This is a genomic window from Vulcanococcus limneticus LL, assembly GCF_943369875.1.
Lineage (GTDB): Bacteria > Cyanobacteriota > Cyanobacteriia > PCC-6307 > Cyanobiaceae > Vulcanococcus > Vulcanococcus limneticus_A.
The window spans coordinates 50430-71281 of the sequence record NZ_CALROT020000003.1; the positions used below are offsets into that span (position 1 = coordinate 50430).

Sequence of the window (20852 nt, forward strand, 5' to 3'; positions counted from 1 at the left end):
CCGAGGCCTGGAGATCAGGCAGACGCGAGGGCCTGCTCCAGGCTGATCAGCCGCAGCGCCTGGTCGTCCCAGAGGACATAGCGGAAACAGCTGGGAAATGCGCTGATCCGCAACCGGTGGCAGGACGCCAACAGCGGGGCGTTGGCCGCATGGCAGGCCCGCAGCCGGTAATTGGGGATCCGCTCGCAGAGGTGGTGGATGCTGTGGAAGGCGATGTCGCAGGAAAACCAGTTCAGGATCGCCGGCATCTCCAGGTTGCTGCTGCCCTCCAGGGCCCCCTTGAGGTAGCTCCAGCCCTCGGTGGCGCTGGTATAGGAGCCCTCGTAGTTGTGCTGCACGAAGAAGATGCAGAGGAAGATCGCCGCCGAGAGCGTCATCACCGTGAGGTAACAGGCCCAGAACAGACCCGTGCCGAGCCAGGCGCCCATCAGCCACCAGCTGGTGAGCACCACCGCGTTGTTGGCCACCAGATCGCGGCATTCGCCGGCGGTGTACCAGTGGCTGGAGCGGAAGGAGCGGCACTGCTCCGGCAGCTCCGCCAGGCCCCGCAGGCCCCTGCGGCCCAGGTGGGCGCCCATGGCGCCGAGCCACTCGGCCGTGCCCAGCAGCAGCTGCAGCCGCGGGCGGACCAGCAGGTAGTAGCAGCCCCCCGGCAGCAGCATCAGCGGATGGCGACTCAGGCCATAGAGCCAGCGCTGCCGCGGAGACAGATCCAGAAAGGCGCCTCGGGTCAGCAGGGCCGAGGGGCCCCGGTAGAGCTGCCAGTTGCCGTTGTGCCGGTGGTGGAAGGCATGGCCGCGGGACCAGGGGTGCTGGGGGATGGCGTTGAGGCAGCCCAGCAGGAAACCGGCCAGCTGATTGAGCCGGCGCGTGCGGAACAGGGAGTCGTGGCCGCAGTCGTGCATCAGGGCGAAGGAGCGCGCCGAGAAGAGCACCAGCAACGCCAGCACCGGCACGACCAGGAGCCGTAGCGCCCCAGTCGCGGAGCCGAGCAACGCGACGCAGCCCCAGAGCAGGGCGGTGGGGACCACGGTGTTGAGCAGCTGCCAGGCGGCGATGCGGTCATCGCTCTGGCGGAAGGGCTCCAGCACGAAATCGCGACGGCGCACAGGGCGGGTCGGCGCCGCGGGGAGCGGAGAGGAGAGAAGAGTCAGGCGGAAGCCCCGGAAGAAGCAGGGAAGGGGTTCCGTGCCAATGGTTCACCTTAGGCAGGAACGAACGGCAGCCGCCAAAGGGGGCGGCGGCACGCCGTGATGTCCTGGCCGCAGCCCTCCAGGCCCCGCGGCGCTCAGCCGGCGATGCGGCTGAAGTCCGCCAGCACCGAGGCCTGGTTGCGCAGCACCCCCAGCAGGTGGAGCCGGTTGCTGCGCACCGCTGGGTCATCGGCCATCACCATCACGCTCTGCTCGCCATCGAAGAAGGCCGCCAGGGTGTCGCGGCTGGCGGCCAGGGCCCGGGCCAGCTCGGCGTAGCGCGCGGCGCCCTCACCGGCGGCGATCGGCTGCAGCTGCTCCAGCACCTGCAGCATGGCCGCCTCACTGGGCTTCTCGAACAGCGCGCCGTCCACCACGCCGGCCGGGCTGAGCACGGCGCCATCGAGGCTGCCCTTCTCGGCCAGCCGCGCCGCCCGGGTCACCACGGCCTGCACGCCGGCCAGCTCGCCGCTGGCGCGCAGGGCGGCCAGCAGGTCGGCCCGCTGGCGGGCATCGGCCGGATCGCTGAGCACCCGCCCAAGGGCCACCCCCTCGCCGGCCACGGCCTGCACGAGATCGCCATCCACTCCCTGCTCCTCCAGCAGGCTCACCAGGCGCTGGCGCAGGAACTCCGCCAGCTCCGTGGCCAGGGCCGGTGCCTCCACCGGGAAGTGGGGCAGCAGCTGGGCCCAGTGGGCCGTGGCCCGCCGCAGCAGGGCCTGCAGATCGAGGCTCCAGCCCCGCTCCCACAGGATCTGCAGCAAGCCATTGCCGGCGCGGCGCAGGGCATAGGGATCGGAGGAGCCGCTGGGCCGCTCACCCTTGGCATAGATGCTGAGCAGCAGCTCCAGCCGCTCCGCCAGGGCCACCACGGCGCCGGCATCGGAGCTGGGCAGATCGTCGCCGGCGCCGCGGGGCAAGTAGTGCTCCAGCACCGCCAGGGCCACGGCGCGGGGCTCGCCCTCGGCCAGCAGGTACTTGCCCCCCATCACCCCCTGCAGTTCGGGGAATTCGCCCACCATCTGGCTCACCAGATCGTGCTTGCAGAGGTGGGCGGCGCGGCGGGCGTGGTCGCCGGTGGCGGCGCCGAGCTCCAGCTGCTCGAGCAGCACGTCGGTGAGCCATTCGAGCCGCTCGACCCGATCCAGCAGTGAGCCCAGGCCCTCGGCGAAGGTGACGCGGGCCAGCCGGTCGCGGCGGTCGATGCTGGGAACGGCTCGATCGGCCTGCACGAAGAACTCGGCATCGGCCAGGCGGGCCTTGAGCACCCGCTCGTTGCCGCGGCGCACCGTGTCGCTGGCGGCGGGCAGGCCGTTGCCGATGCACAGGAACCGGGGCAGCAGCGCATCGCGGGCATCGAGGGCCAGCGGGTCGCTGGCGGCGCCGGAGCGGTAGAGGGGCACGTAGCGCTGGTGGGCGCGCATCACGGTGCTGAGCACCTCCGGCGGCAGGGCCAGCGACTGCTCGGCCACCGAGCCCTCGATCAGCAGCGGTGCCTCCACCAGGTCGGTGAGCTCGTCGAACAGGTCGTCCGGCAGATCGGGGCGAGCGCCCAGGGCAGCGGCGGCCTCCAGCACGGCGGAGCGGATCCAAGCAGCCCGGCCGGAGCGATCCACCTGCACCCCCACGGCGGCCAGGCTCTCGGCATAGGCCCCGGCGCTGGGGATGGTCACGGCGTCGGCCAGCAGCCGGTGGCCGCGGCTGGTGTTGCCGGCACTCACCTCCGGATCACTGCCCTGCAGGGTGACCGGAATCACCGCGGCATCCAGGAGCGCCACCAGCCAGCGCACGGGCCGGGAGAAGCGGCTCTCGCCCTCCCCCCAGCGCATGAAGCGGCGGCCCTGCAGGGCGCCGATCCACTGGGGAATGTGCTCGGCCAGCACGGCGCTGGTGGCGCGGCCCCGCTCCAGCACCCGGGCGAACGCGAAGGGGCCCTTGGGGGTGTCGCGCAGCTCCAGGGCCTCGGGGGCCACGCCGCAGCGCTTGGCGAAGCCGATGGCCGCCGGGGTGGGGACGCCGTCCTTGAAGGCCTGGCCGGCGGGCGGGCCCTTGCGCTCCTCCTCCAGGTCGGCGGCGGCAGCGGGCAGACCCTCCACCAGCAGGGCGATGCGGCGGGGCGTGCTGGTGGTGGTCACCACGCCATGGCTGAGGCGTTGCTCCGCCAGATCGCGGCGCACCAGCTGCTCGAGCTGGGGCAGGGCCAGGCGGGCGAAGTCGGCGGGCAGCTCCTCGGTTCCGATCTCCAGCAGAAAGGTCGACAAGGGGCAGGCCACGGCAGCCCCCAACTTTATGGAAGGGGCCTGCGGCGCCAGCGCAGGAGCCTGCGGCCCCAGACCCCCCGCCCGGCCGCTTCGCTAGCTTCGATTCACGACCGTGGCGCCACTGTGACCGTGACTGGAAGGCAGACCTCTGGATCCAAGCGCGGATCCAGCCAGAAGGGCTCTGCCTCCATCCAGCCCGCCGCCGCCAAGGCCGACGCCGCTGCAGCGCCCGCCAAGGCCGCCAGCCCGACGACCGCCAAGGTGCCAGCGGGCGTGCCTCCCCACATCAGCACCCCGGCCGGGCCGTTCCCGAGCATCGCCGCCGGCACCGAGCGCAGCAAGTTCGAGCAGCTCAAGGCCGACAGCGACTACCTCAAGGAGCCGCTACTCAGCGAACTGGGCAACGACAAACCCCATTTCACGGAAGGGGCCGTGCAGCTGCTGAAGTTCCACGGCAGCTACCAGCAGGACAACCGCGAGAACCGCCAGAAGGGCAAGGAGAAGGACTGGCAGATGATGCTGCGCCTGCGCAGCCCCGGCGGCCGGGTGCCGGCCCAGCTGTTCCTCGCCATGGACGATCTGGCCGACCGGCTCGGCAACGGCACCCTGCGGGCCACCACGCGCCAGGCCTTCCAGATGCATGGCGTGGCCAAGGCCGACCTCAAGGAGGTGATCGGCACGATCGTCCGCTCCCTCGGCTCCACCCTGGCCGCCTGCGGGGACATCAACCGCAACGTGATGGCCCCGGCCGCCCCGTTCGAGAAGGGGGCCTACCCGGCGGCGCGCCAGCTGGCCAACCAGATCGCCGATCTGCTGGTGCCCGTGGCGGCCGAGGGCTCCTACCTCGACCTGTGGGTGGACGGCGAACTCAGCTACCGGATCAAGCCCCAGGCGGCGGTGAAGGCGGTGCGCAGCCGCCAGCTGCAGGGCAAGGTGTTCAGCGGCGACGTCAACGAACCCCTCTACGGACCCACCTTCCTGCCGCGCAAGTTCAAGGTGGCCGTGACGGTGCCGGGGGACAACTCGGTGGACCTGCTGACCCAGGACATCGGCCTGGTGGCCTTCACCGACGCCACCGGCGCCCTGCGGGGCTGCAACGTGTATGTGGGCGGTGGCATGGGCCGCACCCACAACAAGGAGGAGACCTTCGCCCGCACCGCCGACCCGCTGGGCTACGTGGCGGCGGAGCACGTGCTGGATCTGGTGCAGGCGATCGTGGCCCTGCAGCGCGACCACGGCGACCGCCAGCAGCGGCGCCACTCGCGCATGAAATACCTGATCCACGAGCGCGGCATCGCCTGGTTCAAAGCCGAGCTGAAGGCCACCTACTTCCACCACCCGATCAAGGGTCTGCGGCTGGAGCCGAAGGTCAAGCTGGAGGACTACCTGGGCTGGCACCGCCAGAGTGCCGGCCTCTGGTTCGTGGGGCTCCCGCTGCTGAGCGGCCGCCTGGCGGGCCCGTTCAAAGCGGGGCTGCGCCGGCTGGTGGAGACCTATCAGCTGGAGCTCCGCCTCACCCCCAACCAGGACCTGCTGCTCTGCAACATCGGCACCGCCCAGCGCTCCAGCGTGCGGGAAGCCCTGGCGGCCCTGGGGGTGGAGAGCCCCGAGTCGCCGGCCCGGCTGGCCCGCCACGCCCTCGCCTGCCCGGCCCTGCCCCTCTGCGGCCTGGCCGTGACCGAGGCCGAACGGGGCCTGCCGGCGATCCTCGAGCGCCTCGAGGCCCAGCTGCAGCGCCTGGAGATCGAGAAGTCGATCCTGGTGCGCGTGACGGGCTGCCCCAACGGCTGCGCCCGCCCCTACATGGCCGAACTGGGGCTGGTGGGCAGCGGCCCCGACCTGTACCAGCTCTGGCTCGGCGGCGCCCCCAACCTCACCCGCTTGGCCGAGCCCTACCTCGATCGGGTGCCGCTGGAAGACCTGGAGACCACCCTGGAGCCCCTGCTGCTGAGCTGGAAGGCGGCCGGCGGTCGCCGCAGCCTGGGGGACCATGTGGTGAAGCTGGGCCGCGACGCCGTGGACGCCCTGCTGACTGCAGCCGCCTGAGTCCGATGGCCCGTCCCCTGTCAGCTCTTCGGATCAGCACGGCCACCAGGATCGCCCTGGCCAGCGCCGCCCTGGGCCAGGCCCTGGTGCTGGTGCTGGCCGGGCCCTTCGGAGCCGCCTCGGCCAAGACGCCACCGGATCCGGAGGCCGATCGCCGGCCCGCTCCACCGGCCTCGCGGGTGGAGCGCTTCGACCCCGATGCCAGCACCTGCCAGCCCGAGAACCTGCTGCGGGGTTACCGCAACCAGCTCACCCAGTTCGCCGACCAGCCACCGGCGGCCCAGGCCCAGCTGCGGCGGCTGCAGCGCGACCTGGCGGTGGGCAGCATCAACCGCTGCATCCAGCGGGGCCTACTGAGCAAGCAGCAGGCCCGGACGCTGGCCGCCTCGATGGGCATCGATCGGGATGGCACGGCCAAGCCGTAGCCCGCAACACGCCCCTGGTGAGGCCTCGGGTCAGTCCGCCCCCAGCCAGCGGCCGTAGCGGGCGCTGGCTGCAGCGCTGCGCCAGGCCCAGAGCTGATCACCCCAGCTGAAGTGCCACCACTCGTTCGGGTGCTGGGCGAATCCCGCCCCGGCCATGGCGCTGTGCAGCAGCGTGCGGCGGCGGTGCCACTCCTGCGCCTCTGAATCCGCGGCGCCGGCCGCCCCCGGGGCGAAGTGATCGGGCTCCGACACGGCGCCGATCGCGTCGATCGGCGAGCCCAGGCTCAGCTCCTGGTCCTCGGCGTCGGCGAGGGTGAGATCCACCGCGGCTCCGGTGCTGTGGGGCGGCGGGGTGGCGGGGTCGTCGCTGGGGGGCGCCCAGAAGCGGCCCACCTCGGCCTGCACCGCCTCCCGCTCCGGCGACGGCTGGCCCGGATCCACGCCCCGGAGCCGGCATTCCTCGGCGGTGGCGTGCTCCACCATGAACCGCTGCACCGCCAGGGGCCGCCAGGCATCGAAGATCGCCAGCCGCCAGAGCGGTTGCTGGCGCCGCAGGGCCGCATCGGCCAACAGCAGACGCTCGATCACGCCACTGCGCAGCCGGAACGGCGAGGCCCCGGGGCCATAGGGGGCGCCCAGGGCGGCATAGGGATGGGGCTCCAGCCGCAGCAGGGCGCCGGGCAGCTCCAGCAACGGCTCACCGCAGTCGGCGATGGGGATGGCACTCCAGGGGCGCACCGGGCAGGCTCGCGGCTGCCCCCATTCAAGGGCGGGCGGGCCGCTGTGACGAACGACACAGGAACACGTGTCGGCGAGGCGCCCCTAACCCAGCCTTCATCCGGGCCCAGTCTCCCCTTAACGACTGCTGGGCCGAGCTGGTCAAGGCTGACCCACCCGTTCTGCCGGTCGATGCCCCCCTTCCGCCCGGAGCGCCTGCCGCCCCTGTCCCTGCTGATCGGCGGCCTGTGGCTGCTGGCCGTGGCCACCGCCCTGGTGGGCCTGGGGGATCTGCCCCTGCGGGACTGGGATGAGGGCATCGTGGCCCGCGTGGCCCTGGAGACCAGCCAGGCCCCCTGGAGCAAGAAGCTGCTGCCCACCTACTGGGGCGAGCCCTACCTGAACAAGCCGCCGGGGCTGCATCTGCTGATCGCCGCCGCCATCGGCCTGTGGCGGGGCCTCACCGACTCACCGGTCACCGCCCTGCCCCCCGAGTGGGTGGTGCGTCTGGTGCCCGCCCTGCTCTCCACCGCCCTGGTGCCGCTGCTGGCGGCGATCCAGTGGCGGCTGCGGCCCGGCGATCGGCTCAGCGCCCTGGCCACCGGCGCCATCGCCCTCACGCTGCTGCCCCTGGCGCGCCACGGCCGCCTGGCCATGCTCGACGGCTGCCAGCTGGTGGCGATGGCGCTGATCTGGTGGGCCCTGCTGGGCGCCAAGGCCCACCGCCCGCGGCTGCTGCGCTGGGGGCTGGTGGCGGGGCTGGGGGGCACGGCGCTGCTGCTGCTGAAGGCGCCCACGGCCCTGCCGGTGCTGCTGATGGCCCTGGGGCTGCGCCTGCTGGATCGCGACCTGGGCCGCCGCGACTGGGCCTGGCTGCTGGCCGCCCTCGCCGTGGGGCTGCTGCCGGGGCTGGCCTGGCATGGATTCCACGGCCTCGCCCGCGGCGACGGCGCCCTGCACATGTGGACCAGCCAGGGGTTCGCCCGGCTCAGCCAACCGATGGAGGGCCATGGCGGCGGCGCCCTGGAGCCGGTGCTGGAGGTGCTCGAAGGGGGCTGGCCCTGGCTGCCGCTCTGGCCCTTCGGCCTGGGCCTGGCCTGGCGCCAGCGGAGCCGCCAGGCTGGACGCTGGTGCCTGGGCCTGACCCTCGGCACGGCGCTGCTGGTGCTGCCGCTGCGCACCCAGCTGCCCTGGTACAGCCTGCTGCTCTGGCCGAGCTTCGCCCTGGTGTGTGGCCCCGTCTTCGCCTGGCTGGTGGCGCGCGGGCGGGAGCTGCGGCCGCCCGGAACGCGGCTGCTGGCACGGCTGCCCCGGCTGTGGAGCCTGATCGGGGCCGCGGGACTGCTCGCCGCCGGACTGGCCGTCTGGGGGGTGTTCGGCCTCAGCGCCGCCCATGGCCTGCTGGCCCTGGCCCTGGGCCTCGGGCTGCTGCTTGGCGGAAGGGGACTGGTGTCACGGCGCAGCCAGCAACGGTTGGCGGGGGGCCTGGGCACCGTGGCCGGCGTCTGGCTCAGCCTGCTGCTGCTGATGGCGAGTCCCCTCTGGCTGTGGGAACTCAACGAGAGCTGGCGGACACCCGGCGTGGCCAGGATGCTGCAGGAGCGTGGCGTGAGCGGGCCGGTGCGGATCTGGCAGGAGAGCGAGCGGCCCAGCCTCAACTGGTATGCCGGCCGCCGCATCCGCGGCGCCGACCGCAGCTCGGACCTGCTCAGCGGCGCGGCCCCGGGGCCGGCGCTGCTCAGCCGCCAGGCCCCGGGGCGGGAAGAGCTGCACTGCCGTCAGCTGGAGCAGGGCGAAAGCCTGGGCCTCTACCGCTGCCGCCCCGAGTCCGACAGCCGCGACCACGCCCGCACGGTCGCGGCCCCAGACCCGCACTCCTGAGGCACGCCACCGGCCAGCCCCACCCGGCTCGCCTCAGCCCACCTGGGACGGTGCAGCGAGCCCCTGCTCCAGGCGCGCTTCCTGGCGCCGCTCCTGGCGGTGCTTCACCCGCGCCGCGTGCAGATCGTGGCGGGTGATGCGGAAGCCCAGCAGCCGGGCCGCCTGCAACAGGTCCTGCTCGGAACGGCAGCGGCGCAGGCTGCGGCGCAGGCCGCGGTTGGTTTCGGCCTGGTCCACCAGGCGCTGCAGTTCAATCCAGCTCATCAATGGGGATGCCGGGAGCCCAGCATCCCGGCCCGGCCCGGGGGATTCCAGGGCGGCGGCTGTCACAGGTGCGACCAACTGTGACCGACACCTGGTGGGCAAAGCCCCACGCCCCTGCCCCATGACCGCTGCCGAACGGCCAGGGCGCGGCTAAACCAGGCAGGAGCGAGCAGATCCCATGGCCAGCTACACCATCAGCCTGGAGGGCGGCGAGAGCTTCGCCTGCGCCGATGACCAGTACATCCTCGATGCGGCGGAAGCCGCCGGGGTGGACCTGCCCTACTCCTGCCGCGCCGGGGCCTGCAGCGCCTGCGCCGGCCGGATCCTCTCCGGCAGCGTGGACCAGGCGGACCAGAGCTTCCTCGACGACGACCAGATCGCCGCCGGCTTCGCCCTGCTCTGCGTCAGCTACCCCCTGAGCGACTGCAGCATCCGCAAGGACGTGGCCGAGGAACTGGGCTGAGGGGAGGGCCGCCCTGGGGCGGGGCCCGCCAGCAACCAAGAGATCACCCGCATAGCCCATCCGCCGCCAGGTGGATGACCTGCTGCAGCAGGTGCAGCAGCTGGACGACGGTAGCCGCTGCCCCTCCCAGCTCTCGGGCGGTCAGCGCCAACGGGCGCCCCCACGATCTCGAGCTGCTGCGCGAGAGCCAGGGCGGCAGCGTGCCGGCGGTGCTGCGGCGCATCACCCACCTGGGCAAGGAGCTGGTGGCCGAGCTGCAGCTGGAGAACGGCCAGACGCTGAGTGCCCAGCTGCCCCGCAACCGCGAGGTTCTCCACGGCCTCCAGAACGGCGACCGCCTCCACGTCCGCCCCAGGGCCGGCCACCAGTTCTGAGCGGCAGGAGCCTGACGGGGGCCGCTGCTGGCAAGCCGCCGGATCCCCGCCTGTAGCCCGCGACACATGGCCCTGTGACCACGCCTTTCCCACGCGGGGCGCCCGTTCTCTACTTTCATGGCACTCCCCTTGGGGGAGCCCCTATTCGTGTGAGGGTCATGAAACTTTTCCAGCAACTGCTGCTGGCGCCTGCCGCCCTGGGCCTTCTGGCTCCGGTGGCTGCGTCCGCCGCTGATCTCAACATCGCCGGCGTCAAGCAGTACACCAGCTCCGACGAGCAGGTGACCTCGATCACCCAGTTCTCGGACGTGCAGCCCACCGACTGGGCCTACCAGGCGCTGAGCAACCTGATCGAGCGCTACGGCTGCGTGGCCGGCTACCCCAACGGCACCTTCAAGGGCAAGCAGGCGATGACCCGCTACGAAGCGGCCGCCCTGCTGAACGCCTGTCTCGACCGGATCACTGAAGTGACCGACGAGCTGAAGCGCCTGATGAAGGAGTTCGAGAAGGAACTCGCCGTGCTGAAGGGCCGCGTGGATGGCCTGGAGGCCAAGGTGGGTGAGCTGGAAGCCACCCAGTTCTCCACCACCACCAAGCTGCAGGGCGACGCAGTCTTCGTGCTGGGTGCCAACGCCTTCGGCGGCAGCCAGAATGCACCATCCGGCGCCAGCGGCTCCTTCAAGCCCCTGACCCCTGACGGCAAAGAAGGTCCCAGCACCGGCAACAGCGGCAAATTCGCCCGCACCAACCGGGCCCTCTGGGGCGCCACGACGTTCAACTACGACGTCCGCCTCAACCTCAACACCAGCTTCACCGGCAAGGACCTGCTGTACACCCGTCTGCGGGCCGGCAACTTCGCCAACAGCGCCTTCAGCGGCAACCCCTACAACCTGATGGCCCTGGATCGGGCCTACAGCACGAACGGCCAGAACGACGTTCTGGGCATCGACCGTCTGTACTACCGCTTCCCGGTCGGCAAGGAATTCACGGCCCTGATCGGCGCCAAGGCCCGTAACACCGAGTTCCTGGCTGTCCGGCCGTCGTTCTATGACGCCGGCATCCTGGACGTGTTCACCCTGCACGGCGCTCCAGCCACCTACAACAAGGCCACCGGCGGCATGGCCGGTTTCATGTGGAAGCAGAACGTGAAGAAGGGCCAGCCCTACTTCGCCGCCTCCACCAGCTACGTGGCCCCGGCTGGTGACAACAGCGACCCGAACGTCGGCGGCATCATGACCGACGGCAGCAAGGGCAGCTTCACCACCCAGATCGGCCTGGCGTCTCCCCAGTGGGCCCTGGCTGCGGCCTGGCGCTACGGCCAGTGCGGCGACACCATGACCCGCCGCGGCACGCAGTTTGCCCGCCAGACCCTGGATTGCGGCTTCAGTGACGGTGGCTCTGCCTACAGCAACAACTTCGCCCTCACGGCGGCCTGGCAGCCGATCAACGCCGGCTGGATTCCCTCGGTGAGCCTGGGCTGGGGCATCAGCTCGGTCAACCAAGCCGACTTCGCCGTGGCCCAGTCCTACGGCAGCGCCAAGAACATCAACCAGACCCAGTCCTGGCAGGTGGGCCTGCAGTGGAAGGATGCCTTCATCAAGGGCAACGCGGCCGGTATGGCCGTGGGTCAGCCCACCTTCGTGACCGGCCTTGACAACAACGACGGTCTCGGCGGCCCCAACGACGGCAACTATGCCTGGGAATGGTGGTATCGCTTCCAGGTGACCGACAACATCAGCGTCACCCCGGCTCTGTTCTACCTGAGCCGCCCCAACGGCCAGTACACTGCCGGCAACGACACCAACAACGTGTTCGGCGGCGTGGTGCAGACCCAGTTCAAGTTCTAATCCTTCCCGGATCCAGAGCCTGGTCGCTCTCCTCACACACCAGCGACCTCGCCCTCACTCCCACACCCACCAGCCCCCCGGCAAGGGGGGGCTTTTTCATGGGCCAACGGAACCCACAGACCCGCAAAAAAAGCGGGCTCCTCGGCCCGCTCCAGTGGGACGAGCGGCCCCGTTCAGAGAGTCGTCAGGGCGGGCCAAAAACCCGTTCAATCCAGCTCCCGGCGTACACCTTCTAGCCCGAATCAAAGCCAGGATCGCCCTAAGAATCAGCCCTATCGGTAGCTTCACCGCGGCAGACACGTGACAGGCCAGGACGGAGACCATGGCGCCGGGGAGGCCCTTGCAAGGGCAGCGAACGGGGACCCAGCCTATACAGCGATTCCCCCACGCAGTTTCAGGAGTTTCCTCGCGAGTGTGTCCACGGCAACCGACGCCGTGCGCCAAACCGCACCAGCGACACCCAGAAATGGGCTGAGACCGCAGCGCTCGGCCACGCGCTGGATCGCCCGGGGGCAGGACAGCAGGATCGCGACCCGGCCATCGAAAAGGCGTGGACCTTGCAGCCCACGCCTCCACGGCTTGGTTTGCACCTGTGGGCACCAAGCCGACCAGCGAAAACCGCTGGCCGGCTTGGCCCGTTCACTTGGCCGCCGTGGAATCGGGGCCGGTCTGCAGGGGATGGGAGGTGGCGCTGTACTCCGTCCAGGAGCCCTCGTAGACGCGCACGTTGGGATACCCCAGCAGGTGCTTGAGCACGATGTACTGCAGGCTGGCCTCCCGGCCGGTGCTGCAGGAGATGATCACCGTCTTGTCGGGCGTCACGCCGCGCGACGCGAACAGCTTGCGCAGGGCCTCCACCGACTTGAACTTGTGGGGGTTCTTGAGGGCCTCCTCGGCGTTGTTGGCCTCGGTGGCCGCCTGCCAGGGGATGTTGATCGCCCCGGGGATGTGGCCGTTGCGGATGAAGGTCTGGTCGGTGCCCTCGAACTGGGCCTTGGGCCGTGGATCCACGATCACCACATTGGGCTTGCCCACCAGGGGGAGCAGCTCCTTGAGGCTGATGTTCAGGCCCTTCACATCGGTGGTCTTGAAGGTGCCGGGGCGGTAGGTGGGGAACGCCTTGGTGGTGGGGGAGCCGGCGGCCTTGTAACCACTGAAGCCACCGTCGAGCAGGGCGACGCGGGGCACGCCGCTCTTCTCGAGGATGTAGGCCACCAGGGTGGCGCCGAGCACGTTGGTGCCGTCGGAATAGACCAGCACCGAATCCCTGTTGGAGATCCCGGACTTGCTCAGCAGATTGGCCAGATCAGCGGCGGGCCAGATCTGATAGGGCAGCCGACCATTGGAGCCCCGGAAGGCCTGTTCGGAGATGTGCACCGCATTGGGAATGTGACCGGCGACGTAGTCGAGCGGCGGCACGGGACGCACATCGAGGATCTTCCACTGACCCGAGCGGGAGGCCTGGGCGGCCTCCGCGGGCGAGGTCAGCTGGATCGTGGTGTTGGCGGCGGCGGCGCCGGCCTGCAGGGGTAGAACCGACACGGCCGCAGCGGCGGCAAAGCCCGCCAGCAGGCGGCGGCGGGAGGTGAGTTGGCGAAGCACCAGCGTTACCCGGTTATCCCGAGTGAAATTACGAAGTACATCCTAGGGATGGATGTCCCAACCTCGGTCAACCCAGCAACACGCCGACAGGGCCCAAGGGTGGCGCTCAATACGGCCACCCGCTTCCGCCCGAGTCCTCACCCCACAGCAACAACAAAGGTGGCCCCGACGGACCACCCCTGACGACCTACTTAGCCGGCAACGGCTTCAGCCGTAGACGAGCGGATGAACGGTGGGATCGAAGATCGGCCGCTGGCGCGGACTGGCGGCCTCAGGCGTTTCCGGCCAGAAGGAGGCCAGGCGGCCATCGGAGCGGAACTGGGCGAGGGTGAGGCCATCCTGGTGGCGCAGGAGCTGGCCATTTTTGAAGCGCAGGGTGAAGCGTTGGGGCTCAGCAGCGGAGCGGCCGGACGGCCTTGGAGCGCGGAATGCCATGGCAGGCAGGAGAACAGGATGATGGGAACAGTGAAATCAAGGCGTGATCAGACGGGGATCAGAGAACGCTGGGCACCAGGGCCACCGAGGGGATGAACAGATCGTCCTTGCTGATCTGCTGCAACACCCCCTCGCCCTTGTAGCGGTTCAGCATCTTGGTGACGGTCACCCGGGTCAGGCCGCACAGATCGGCCAGCGACTTGTGGGTGAGGTTCATATCCTTCAACGACAGGCGGTAACCGCGGCTGCTCACCTGGCCGAAGCGGCGACCGATCCAGGCGAGCAGGGCGAGCAGGCGCTGGTCGGCGGAGCGAATGCGATTGAGCTGGAAGATCTCCTCGAGGTTCTTGATCTGCTGCAGGAGAAGAGCTTCGATGTCAGCCGGCTCGGGCTGGAACTGCTCCACCACCACGGTGGTGAGGCACTGGATTTCAACGGGCTTGAGGGCGGAGTAGGCGGCGGTGACCCAGTCACCGGGGCCCCAGACGCCGAGGGTGATGGTTTCTCCTTCTTCGTCCCAGGTGGCGGTGCGGATGTAACCCTCCTGGATCGTCCAGTTCAGGTTCTCCGGCAGCACATCATTGGGCTGCAGGGTGAGGCGGAGGGCTTGAGCGGTGGTGGCGGTGGCCATGGCGGAGCGGAGGCGAGAGGTGCATGGGGAACTCGGAAGCCGACATCGGGTCGACTGGAGACATTCGAAACCAACAGCGCATGGAGCTCGGCGCGCAACGGATCGAAAGTTAGCACGGTTTTTCGGTCGACTTAGCGAGCTTTGAGCGGGAGCCGGGCGTGTCTCCTGGAGGCCTGCGGGCTCCAGGGCTGCCGGATCCAGCCCTGCCGATTCCCAGCCCAAGGCCTCCCGGCCCTCACGCTCGAGACCCAATCGCTCCGGGTCCAACGGCTCAGAGCCCCCTGGCCCAGGGCGTCGAACTCAGATGAAGTACATGGCCTGGGCCTGGTACAGGGCATCGCGCCGCTCCAGCAGCTGCTGCAGGGTGGTGCCTTGGAGCAGATCCAGCCGGGCGCTCTCCAATTGGCCGGCCAGACCATGGAGAACCTGGAATTCAGGCGTCCTGCGCTCGATCCCGTCGCGGGAGACGGCATCGCCCTCCAGGCAGCTCACCACCTCAGACACCAGCACCTCCGCCGGGGGCCTGACGAGCTGATACCCCCCTTTGGGACCGCGGATGCTGCGCAGGATGCCGCCCCGGCGCAGGCTGGTGAGCATCTGCTCCAGGTAGCGATCGGGAATCGACTGGCGGGCTGCGATCTCGGCCACCTGCAGCACCGCGCCACTGGAATGGATGGCGGCCAGCTCAATCAGGGCCACCAGGCCGTACTCGGTCTTGGAGCTGAAGGCCACGGGCTCGCGCCGGCGCAGGGTCTGGGCCGATTGTGACAGCCATCCAGCGGGCCCTGGGGGCTCGGCGCAGCGCCCGATGGATGTAGCCGGGACTACTGGCGCCAGACCCGCCAATCCCTAGGTTTTACCTGTACTCGATCGGGCTTACGTGGTTTGTTTTCCATCCTCCCTGCCCCGCCGTCTTGGTGCGGGCCTCGCTGCAGTCGCCCTGACCGTCACCGGCGCCGCCAGCGTCAGCAGCAGCCCGGTGCAGGCCCAGGCCAAGAAACCGGCCGCTGCCGCCAAACCCGCCACTCCGGCCAAACCCCAGCGACTCCTGCTAGTGAGCTGGGCCGTGACCAAGGCGGCCTACGACAGGATCATCCCGCTGTTCACCTCCGAGTGGAAGCGAAAGACCGGCCAGACGGTGACCATCAAGAGCAGCCACGGCGGCTCCGGCTCCCAGACCCGCGCCGTGCTCGATGGCCTGGACGCCGACATCGTGCACCTGGCCATGGCGGCCGACGTGGCGAAGATCCAGCAGGCCGGCCTGATCCAGAAGGGCTGGGAGAGCCGGCTGCCCAACAACGCCACCCCGGTCAACTCCACCGTGGTGGCCTTCACCCGCCCGGGCAATCCCAGGACGATCAAAGGCTGGAAGGACCTGGACAACAAGGACGTGGACAACGTTCTGGCCAACCCCAAGACATCCGGTGGCGCCCGCTGGAACTATGTGGCCCTCTGGGGGTCGGTGACGGAGCAGGGCGGCACTGACGCCGCAGCCAGGACGCTGATCACCGGCGTGTACAAGAACGCCGAGGTGCTGCCCAAGGACGCCCGCGAAGCCACCGACACCGATGTGAAGCGCCGCAAGGGCGACGTGCTGCTGAACTGGGAAACCGAAGCGATCCTGGCCAAGCGCAGCGGCGAATGGACGACGCCCTACAAGGTGTTCAGCCCCAACGTGCTCACCGAGATGCCGGCCGCCGTGGTGGATAGGACCGTGGACAAGAAGGGCACTCGCAAGGTGGCAGAAGCCTTTGCCAGGTTTCTCTACACCCCAGCCGCACAGAAGGCCTTCGCGGACAATGGCTTTCGCCCGGTGACCGCCGAGGGCAAGGCCTACGCCAGGGGCAGATTCCCGCAGGTGACCTTCTTCCGCATCGGCGACCTGGGTGGCTGGCCCAGCTTCGACAGGAAGCACTTCGGCAAGGGCGGCGTGTGGGACCAGATCTTCAGCCAGACCCGCTGATCCTGATCTGGCCTCCCGTGGAGTTCAAGGCAACCCCGGCCCCAGGGCCGGGGTTTTGTCATGGGCCCGCAGGGCGACTGAAACCTGCCCGTAGGCTCATCGCCAGTTGTCGATTCCCGCTGCGCCCGCTCCCCATGGCCTAGCCCCACGCCGCCGCTGCCCCCATCCGGGGCCACCCACGGCCCCCCTGAACCGCCATGTGCGAACTCCTGGCCCTCAGCGCCAACACCCCCACCGACATGCAGTTCTCCTTCCGGGGCCTGGCCCGGCGGGGGGGTGAGACGGGAGTGCACGGCGACGGCTGGGGCCTGGCGAGCTTCGATCCGGCCGGTGGCGCGCTGACCATCTACCGGGAGGAGGTAGCCGCGGCCTTCTCGCCGGTGGCGGCCCAGCTGGCGGACCTGGATCTCAAGGCGCTCTACTCGCTGGCGCACATCCGCAAGGCGACCCAGGGCCTGGTGGCCCTGGAGAACTGCCACCCCTTCCACCGCCGCTGGTGCGGCCAGGACTGGGTATTCGCCCACAACGGCGACATCCAGGGGGTGATTCCGGCCGCCGGTGACTACACCCCGGTGGGCAACACCGACAGCGAAGCCGCCTTCTGCTGGATCCTCAACAGCCTCAACGCGGCCGGGCTCGATCCGGATGACGAGGCGGCGATCTTCAGCACCCTGGTGCGCTGCTCGGATCAACTGGCCCACCAGGGCATCTTCAACTGCCTGCTCAGCAACGGCCGCTGGCTCTACGCCTACGGCGGCACGCGCCTGCACACGATCACCCGCCGCTCTCCCTTCACCACCGCCACCCTGGCGGACGACGATGTGACCGTGGACTTCTCCCAGGTCACCAACGAGACGGACGTGGTGACGATCGTGAGCACCGAGCCCCTCACCTGCAATGAGTCGTGGCGGCTGCTGGAGCGACGGGAAGCGCTGCTGCTGCGCTCCGGCGAGGTGGTGCGGCGCCACGGCGGCGAGCGGAGCTAGCTGGCACGGGAGCCGCCAGAGGGGAACCCTTGGCGGAGGTGGCAGCGCAGCGACGCTCGACGCAAGGGGACATCCATCTGCGCACGGCCTCCAACACCATCCGGAGCCCCTTCAGGGGGGCAAAGTCTGCCCCTGCCGTTACGACCACACGCGCCGGATCGACGCGAGACGCTGTGCCTTCAAGGCTCTGCCCAGGTGGTGACGACGCCATCCGGATCGGGCCCAGCCGATGTAGCCACGGCCACAGCGATGGCCGTGGGATCGCCTGGGGCCCGCGGGATCATGGGCGCCAGCACCCCTTCCCTCGTCCATGACGGCGCCCGTGAGCTTCAGGGCTGCAGCCCGCTACTGGCTGCAGCTGGGCTTCACCAGCTTCGGCGGCCCGGCGGGCCAGGTGGCGACGATCTACAGCGAGCTGGTGGAACGGCGCCGCTGGCTCTCGGATCGGCGTTATCTGCATGCCCTCAACTACTGCATGTTGCTGCCGGGGCCCGAGGCCACCCAGCTGGCCACCTACATCGGCTGGCTGATGCACGGCACCTGGGGCGGCCTGGTGGCAGGGGCGCTGTTCGTGCTGCCGGGGGTGGCCATGCTGATCGGCCTCTCGACGATCTACGTGCTCTGGGGCCAGCTGCCGCTGCTGGCGGCGGTGTTCTGGGCCCTCAAGCCAGCCGTGGTGGCCGTCGTGCTGCAGGCCGCCTGGCGGGTGGGCAGCCGCACCCTGCACACGCCGGCCCTGCGCCTGATCGCCCTGGCGGCCTTTCTCGGGCTCAGCCTGATGAAGCTCCCCTACCCGCTGATCGTGGCGGCGGCGGCCCTGAGCGGCGCCCTGCTCGGCCGCTGGCGGCCGGCCCTGATCGTGAAACCCGGCGCCGGCGGCCACGGGGCCGGGCGGTCCAAGGCCCAGGCCGTCGAGGCCACGCCGGCCGCTGAGCCCGCCAGCGCCCTGGCCCCCGCCCTGCACGACGACCACACCCCCACCCCGGCCCATGGGCGCTTCAGCCGGCGCAGCCTGGCGGTGACGCTGCTGGTCAGTGGCCTGGCCCTGGGCCTGCCCCTGGCCCTGCTGAGCAGGGCGGACGGCTGGGACGGGGTGCTCGCCACCATGGCCCGCTTCTTCACCACGGTGGCCCTGTTCAGCTTCGGCGGCGCCTACGCCGTGCTGCCCTTCGTGGCCCAGGGGGCCGTGGAGCAGTACGGCTGGCTGAGTGCCAGCCAGATGGTGGATGGTCTCGCCCTGGGGGAGACCACCCCTGGGCCGTTGATCCTCGTGGTGGCGTTCGTGGGCTTCCTGGGGGGCTGGCAGGGCAGCCTGCTCGGCCTGGAGCCAGGCAGCTGGTGGGCGGCAGCGGCGGCGGCGCTCACGGTGGTGTGGTTCACCTTCCTGCCCTCCTTCAGCTTCATCCTGGCCGGGGCACCCCTGGTGGAGGCCAGCCGCAACGACCTGCGCCTGGGGGCGCCGCTCACCGCCATCACCGCCGCCGTGGTGGGGGTGATCGCCACCCTGGCGCTGCTGTTCACGGGCCCGGTGCTCTGGCCCCAGGCCGGCGGCGGCCTCGACGGGGGCGCCCTGGCGATCCTGGTGCTCTCGGCGCTGGCGCTGCTGCGCTGGCGCTGGAGGGTCCTGCCGCTGATCGGCGTCGCCGCGGCCGTGGGGGCCGCCCGCTGGCTGCTCACTCTGGGCCTGGGACTGGTGGGCTGATCGGCAGAGCTGATGGCCACCTGCCCCCCCAGCCCCCCAGCCTTCCGTTCAGAGGATCTGGTCGAGGAAGGCGCGGGTGCGCTGGTGCGAGGGGTTGGTGAAGAACAGCTCGGGCGGCGCCTCCTCCACCACCTCGCCGTGGTCCATCAGCACCACCCGGTGGGCCACCTCACGGGCGAAGCGCACTTCGTGGGTCACCACGACCATCGTCATGCCCTCGTCGCGGGCCAGGTCCTGCATCACCTCCAGCACCTCGCGCACCATCTCCGGATCCAGGGCGCTGGTGGGCTCGTCGAACAGCAGGATCTTGGGCTCCATGCAGAGGGAGCGGGCGATCGCCACCCGCTGCTGCTGGCCGCCGGAGAGCTGGCCGGGGAACTTGTCGGCCTGCTCGGCGATGTTCACCCGCTGCAGCAGGGCCCGGGCCTGGGCCTCCACCTCGGCGCGGTCGCGGCGGCGCACCAGCACCGGCGCCAGGGTGAGGTTCTCCAGCACCGTGAGGTGAGGGAACAGGTTGAACTGCTGAAACACCATGCCCACCTCGCGGCGGATCGCATCGATCTGGCGCAGGTCGTTGGAGAGGGCGATGCCATCCACCGTGATCGTGCCCTGCTGGAAGTCCTCCAGTGCGTTGAAGGTGCGGATGAAGGTGCTCTTGCCCGACCCCGAGGGCCCCATGATCACCACCACCTCCCCGCGGTGCACGCTGAGGCTGGCACCGCGCAGGGCGTGGAAGCCGTTGGGGTACCACTTGTGCACACCACTGGCCTCGATCATCCGGTGGGCCGTGGGGGGATGCAGGGCGGAACTCATGACTCGGGGCTTCAGGACGCGGGATTGGGATCGAGGCGGCGCTCCAGGGCCCTGCTGCCCAGGCCCAGGGCCGCGCAACAGCACCAGAACAGCACCGCCAGGGTGAGGTACACCTCGGCGTTGCGGCCCAGGAAGGCCGGATTGGCCATTACCGTGCGGGCGGTGCCCATCAGCTCCATCAGGCCCACCAGCGAGAGCATGGTGGTGTCCTGGAGCAGGGAGATGAACTGGCCCACCATCGTGGGCAGGGCCACCCGCAGGGCCTGGGGCAGCACCACGGTGCGCAGGGCCTGGGGAACGGTGAGGCCCAGGGAGCGGGCCGCCTCCAGCTGGCCGGGGGGGATCGCCACCAGGCCGGCGCGCACGGCCTCGGCCAGGTAGGCCGCCGCGAAGAAGGTGAGCACCCAGGCGGCCCGCCAGACCCGATCCGGCGCCAGCCCCCCCGGCAGCAGGAAGCCGATCATGTTCTGGCCCAGGAAGAGGAGGGTGATCAGCGGGGCGCCGCGGATGAACTCGATGTAGAGCACCGAGCCCCAGCGCAGCAGCGGCAGGTCACTGCGGCGCCCCAGGGCCAGCAGCACCCCGAGGGGGAAGCAGAGCAGGATCGCGAAGCTGGCGGCGATCAGGGTGAGCAGCAGGCCGCCCCAGTCGCTGGGGGGCACCGGCAGCAGGCCCACGCCACCGTTGATCAGCACCATGCCCACCAAGTAGAGCAGGGGCCAGAGCAGGGGCATCAGGGCCAGCACCCGGGTCGGCAGCCGCCGGCCCCAGTGGCCGGCGGCCCAGCGCACCAGCAGCAGCAGGGCCGTGATCCCCCACCAGCGCGCCTGCATCAGCGGCTCCAGCCGCAGCCACCAGGGCACGGCCAGGGCCGTGGCCGCCAGCAGACCCGCGGCGATCCAGTCGTTCTGGGGCCAGAGCTCCCCGCCCCGATCGCGGCGGGGGTGGGAGCGCAGCAGGCCCCAGGCCAGGCCGGCCGCCGCCGCCAGGAGCGCGGTGAGCAGCCAGAGGCGCCACTGCTGATCGAGGGGGTAACGGCCGACGGCGAACAGGGTGCTGTTGGCCCGCACCACGGCCCAGCGGGCCTGGACCAGGCCCCAGTGCAGCAGCCCGAAGCAGGCGGCACCCAGGGCGGCCAGCAGCACCAGGGTGAGGGCGGAATTGCCGGGGCTGCCGAACAGCTCCGCCCGCAAGCGGGTGCCCAGGGGCGGCCGCAGGGAGGGGGGCTCCATGGCGGGGCCGGATCCAG

General features: G+C 70.4%; 19 protein-coding genes. 9 read left to right on the forward strand and 10 right to left on the reverse strand.

Annotation, left to right across the window (positions count from 1 at the left end):
- Positions 1-14 precede the first annotated feature (14 nt).
- Positions 15-1109, reverse strand: a complete 1095-nt coding sequence (locus tag ACLV7J_RS04635; RefSeq protein ID WP_411867953.1) for a fatty acid desaturase — start codon at positions 1107-1109, stop codon at positions 15-17.
- Positions 1110-1288: 179 nt separating this feature from the next.
- Entirely contained in the window at positions 1289-3454 is a 2166-nt protein-coding gene (gene glyS, locus ACLV7J_RS04640; RefSeq protein ID WP_411867954.1) for a glycine--tRNA ligase subunit beta, read from the reverse strand.
- A 285-nt stretch (positions 3455-3739) separates the two neighbouring features.
- On the opposite strand from glyS, the gene sir reads away from it, so the two are divergent.
- On the forward strand, positions 3740-5500 hold the full coding sequence (gene sir / locus ACLV7J_RS04645) for a sulfite reductase, ferredoxin dependent (RefSeq protein WP_411868169.1): 1761 nt from the start codon (positions 3740-3742) through the stop codon (positions 5498-5500).
- A gap of 5 nt (positions 5501-5505) precedes the next feature.
- Positions 5506-5925, forward strand: a complete 420-nt coding sequence (locus tag ACLV7J_RS04650) for a hypothetical protein (protein ID WP_411867955.1) — start codon at positions 5506-5508, stop codon at positions 5923-5925.
- Positions 5926-5955: 30 nt separating this feature from the next.
- Here ACLV7J_RS04650 and ACLV7J_RS04655 read toward each other — a convergent pair whose 3' ends face one another.
- Positions 5956-6663: a M15 family metallopeptidase gene (locus ACLV7J_RS04655; RefSeq protein ID WP_411867956.1), complete on the reverse strand. Its 708-nt coding sequence runs from the start codon at positions 6661-6663 to the stop codon at positions 5956-5958.
- A gap of 171 nt (positions 6664-6834) precedes the next feature.
- Here ACLV7J_RS04655 and ACLV7J_RS04660 point away from each other — a divergent pair, with 171 nt between their 5' ends.
- A complete protein-coding gene (locus tag ACLV7J_RS04660; protein WP_411867957.1) occupies positions 6835-8523 on the forward strand; it encodes an ArnT family glycosyltransferase in 1689 nt (562 codons plus the stop codon).
- Positions 8524-8556: 33 nt separating this feature from the next.
- Here the strand turns inward: ACLV7J_RS04660 and ACLV7J_RS04665 are convergent, their stop codons facing one another.
- Positions 8557-8787 carry a Nif11 family protein gene (locus ACLV7J_RS04665; RefSeq protein ID WP_411867958.1) on the reverse strand — a complete coding sequence of 77 codons (231 nt, stop codon included), beginning with the start codon at positions 8785-8787 and terminating at the stop codon, positions 8557-8559.
- 178 nt (positions 8788-8965) lie between these two features.
- On the opposite strand from ACLV7J_RS04665, the gene ACLV7J_RS04670 reads away from it, so the two are divergent.
- The 3 genes from ACLV7J_RS04670 (at position 8966) to ACLV7J_RS04680 (ending at position 11471) form a co-directional block, all read left to right on the forward strand.
- Positions 8966-9250 (forward strand): 2Fe-2S iron-sulfur cluster-binding protein, encoded by a 285-nt coding sequence (locus ACLV7J_RS04670; RefSeq protein ID WP_411867959.1) that lies wholly within the window; start codon positions 8966-8968, stop codon positions 9248-9250.
- Positions 9251-9324: 74 nt separating this feature from the next.
- Positions 9325-9624, forward strand: coding sequence for a TOBE-like domain-containing protein (locus ACLV7J_RS04675; RefSeq protein WP_411867960.1), 300 nt, complete (start codon positions 9325-9327; stop codon positions 9622-9624).
- Between the two features lie 158 nt (positions 9625-9782).
- Positions 9783-11471: an iron uptake porin gene (locus ACLV7J_RS04680; RefSeq protein ID WP_411867961.1), complete on the forward strand. Its 1689-nt coding sequence runs from the start codon at positions 9783-9785 to the stop codon at positions 11469-11471.
- 639 nt (positions 11472-12110) lie between these two features.
- On the opposite strand, the gene ACLV7J_RS04685 is transcribed toward ACLV7J_RS04680, so the two are convergent.
- The 4 genes from ACLV7J_RS04685 to ACLV7J_RS04700 all read right to left on the reverse strand — a co-directional run bounded on the left by ACLV7J_RS04685 (position 12111) and on the right by ACLV7J_RS04700 (position 14871).
- Positions 12111-13073, reverse strand: a complete 963-nt coding sequence (locus tag ACLV7J_RS04685; protein WP_411867962.1) for a sulfurtransferase — start codon at positions 13071-13073, stop codon at positions 12111-12113.
- Between the two features lie 207 nt (positions 13074-13280).
- Positions 13281-13508: a hypothetical protein gene (locus ACLV7J_RS04690; RefSeq protein ID WP_411867963.1), complete on the reverse strand. Its 228-nt coding sequence runs from the start codon at positions 13506-13508 to the stop codon at positions 13281-13283.
- Between the two features lie 58 nt (positions 13509-13566).
- Positions 13567-14139: a Crp/Fnr family transcriptional regulator gene (locus ACLV7J_RS04695; RefSeq protein ID WP_411867964.1), complete on the reverse strand. Its 573-nt coding sequence runs from the start codon at positions 14137-14139 to the stop codon at positions 13567-13569.
- 300 nt (positions 14140-14439) lie between these two features.
- Complete coding sequence (locus ACLV7J_RS04700) at positions 14440-14871, reverse strand: RrF2 family transcriptional regulator (protein ID WP_411867965.1); 432 nt, start codon at positions 14869-14871, stop codon at positions 14440-14442.
- 148 nt (positions 14872-15019) lie between these two features.
- Here ACLV7J_RS04700 and ACLV7J_RS04705 point away from each other — a divergent pair, with 148 nt between their 5' ends.
- The 3 genes from ACLV7J_RS04705 (at position 15020) to chrA (ending at position 18790) form a co-directional block, all read left to right on the forward strand.
- Positions 15020-16102, forward strand: a complete 1083-nt coding sequence (locus tag ACLV7J_RS04705) for a sulfate ABC transporter substrate-binding protein (RefSeq protein ID WP_411867966.1) — start codon at positions 15020-15022, stop codon at positions 16100-16102.
- 197 nt (positions 16103-16299) lie between these two features.
- Positions 16300-17088: a class II glutamine amidotransferase gene (locus tag ACLV7J_RS04710; RefSeq protein ID WP_411867967.1), complete on the forward strand. Its 789-nt coding sequence runs from the start codon at positions 16300-16302 to the stop codon at positions 17086-17088.
- A 310-nt stretch (positions 17089-17398) separates the two neighbouring features.
- On the forward strand, positions 17399-18790 hold the full coding sequence (gene chrA / locus ACLV7J_RS04715) for a chromate efflux transporter (protein ID WP_411867968.1): 1392 nt from the start codon (positions 17399-17401) through the stop codon (positions 18788-18790).
- A 48-nt stretch (positions 18791-18838) separates the two neighbouring features.
- On the opposite strand, the gene ACLV7J_RS04720 is transcribed toward chrA, so the two are convergent.
- Positions 18839-19603, reverse strand: coding sequence for an amino acid ABC transporter ATP-binding protein (locus tag ACLV7J_RS04720; RefSeq protein WP_411867969.1), 765 nt, complete (start codon positions 19601-19603; stop codon positions 18839-18841).
- Positions 19604-19614: 11 nt separating this feature from the next.
- Entirely contained in the window at positions 19615-20835 is a 1221-nt protein-coding gene (locus tag ACLV7J_RS04725; RefSeq protein ID WP_411867970.1) for an amino acid ABC transporter permease, read from the reverse strand.
- Positions 20836-20852: the final 17 nt, after the last annotated feature.

Excerpts from the sequence above, each read along its gene's own strand:
- ACLV7J_RS04720 (WP_411867969.1), bottom strand. The coding sequence starts at position 19,603 with ATGAGTTCCGCCCTGCATCCCCCCACGGCCCACCGGATGATCGAGGCC.
- ACLV7J_RS04695 (WP_411867964.1), bottom strand. The coding sequence starts at position 14,139 with ATGGCCACCGCCACCACCGCTCAAGCCCTCCGCCTCACCCTGCAGCCC.
- ACLV7J_RS04680 (WP_411867961.1), top strand. The coding sequence starts at position 9,783 with ATGAAACTTTTCCAGCAACTGCTGCTGGCGCCTGCCGCCCTGGGCCTT.
- chrA (WP_411867968.1), top strand. The coding sequence starts at position 17,399 with ATGACGGCGCCCGTGAGCTTCAGGGCTGCAGCCCGCTACTGGCTGCAG.
- ACLV7J_RS04710 (WP_411867967.1), top strand. The coding sequence starts at position 16,300 with ATGTGCGAACTCCTGGCCCTCAGCGCCAACACCCCCACCGACATGCAG.
- ACLV7J_RS04690 (WP_411867963.1), bottom strand. The coding sequence starts at position 13,508 with ATGGCATTCCGCGCTCCAAGGCCGTCCGGCCGCTCCGCTGCTGAGCCC.
- ACLV7J_RS04725 (WP_411867970.1), bottom strand. The coding sequence starts at position 20,835 with ATGGAGCCCCCCTCCCTGCGGCCGCCCCTGGGCACCCGCTTGCGGGCG.
- ACLV7J_RS04650 (WP_411867955.1), top strand. The coding sequence starts at position 5,506 with ATGGCCCGTCCCCTGTCAGCTCTTCGGATCAGCACGGCCACCAGGATC.
- ACLV7J_RS04660 (WP_411867957.1), top strand. The coding sequence starts at position 6,835 with ATGCCCCCCTTCCGCCCGGAGCGCCTGCCGCCCCTGTCCCTGCTGATC.
- ACLV7J_RS04665 (WP_411867958.1), bottom strand. The coding sequence starts at position 8,787 with ATGAGCTGGATTGAACTGCAGCGCCTGGTGGACCAGGCCGAAACCAAC.
- ACLV7J_RS04670 (WP_411867959.1), top strand. The coding sequence starts at position 8,966 with ATGGCCAGCTACACCATCAGCCTGGAGGGCGGCGAGAGCTTCGCCTGC.
- ACLV7J_RS04675 (WP_411867960.1), top strand. The coding sequence starts at position 9,325 with ATGACCTGCTGCAGCAGGTGCAGCAGCTGGACGACGGTAGCCGCTGCC.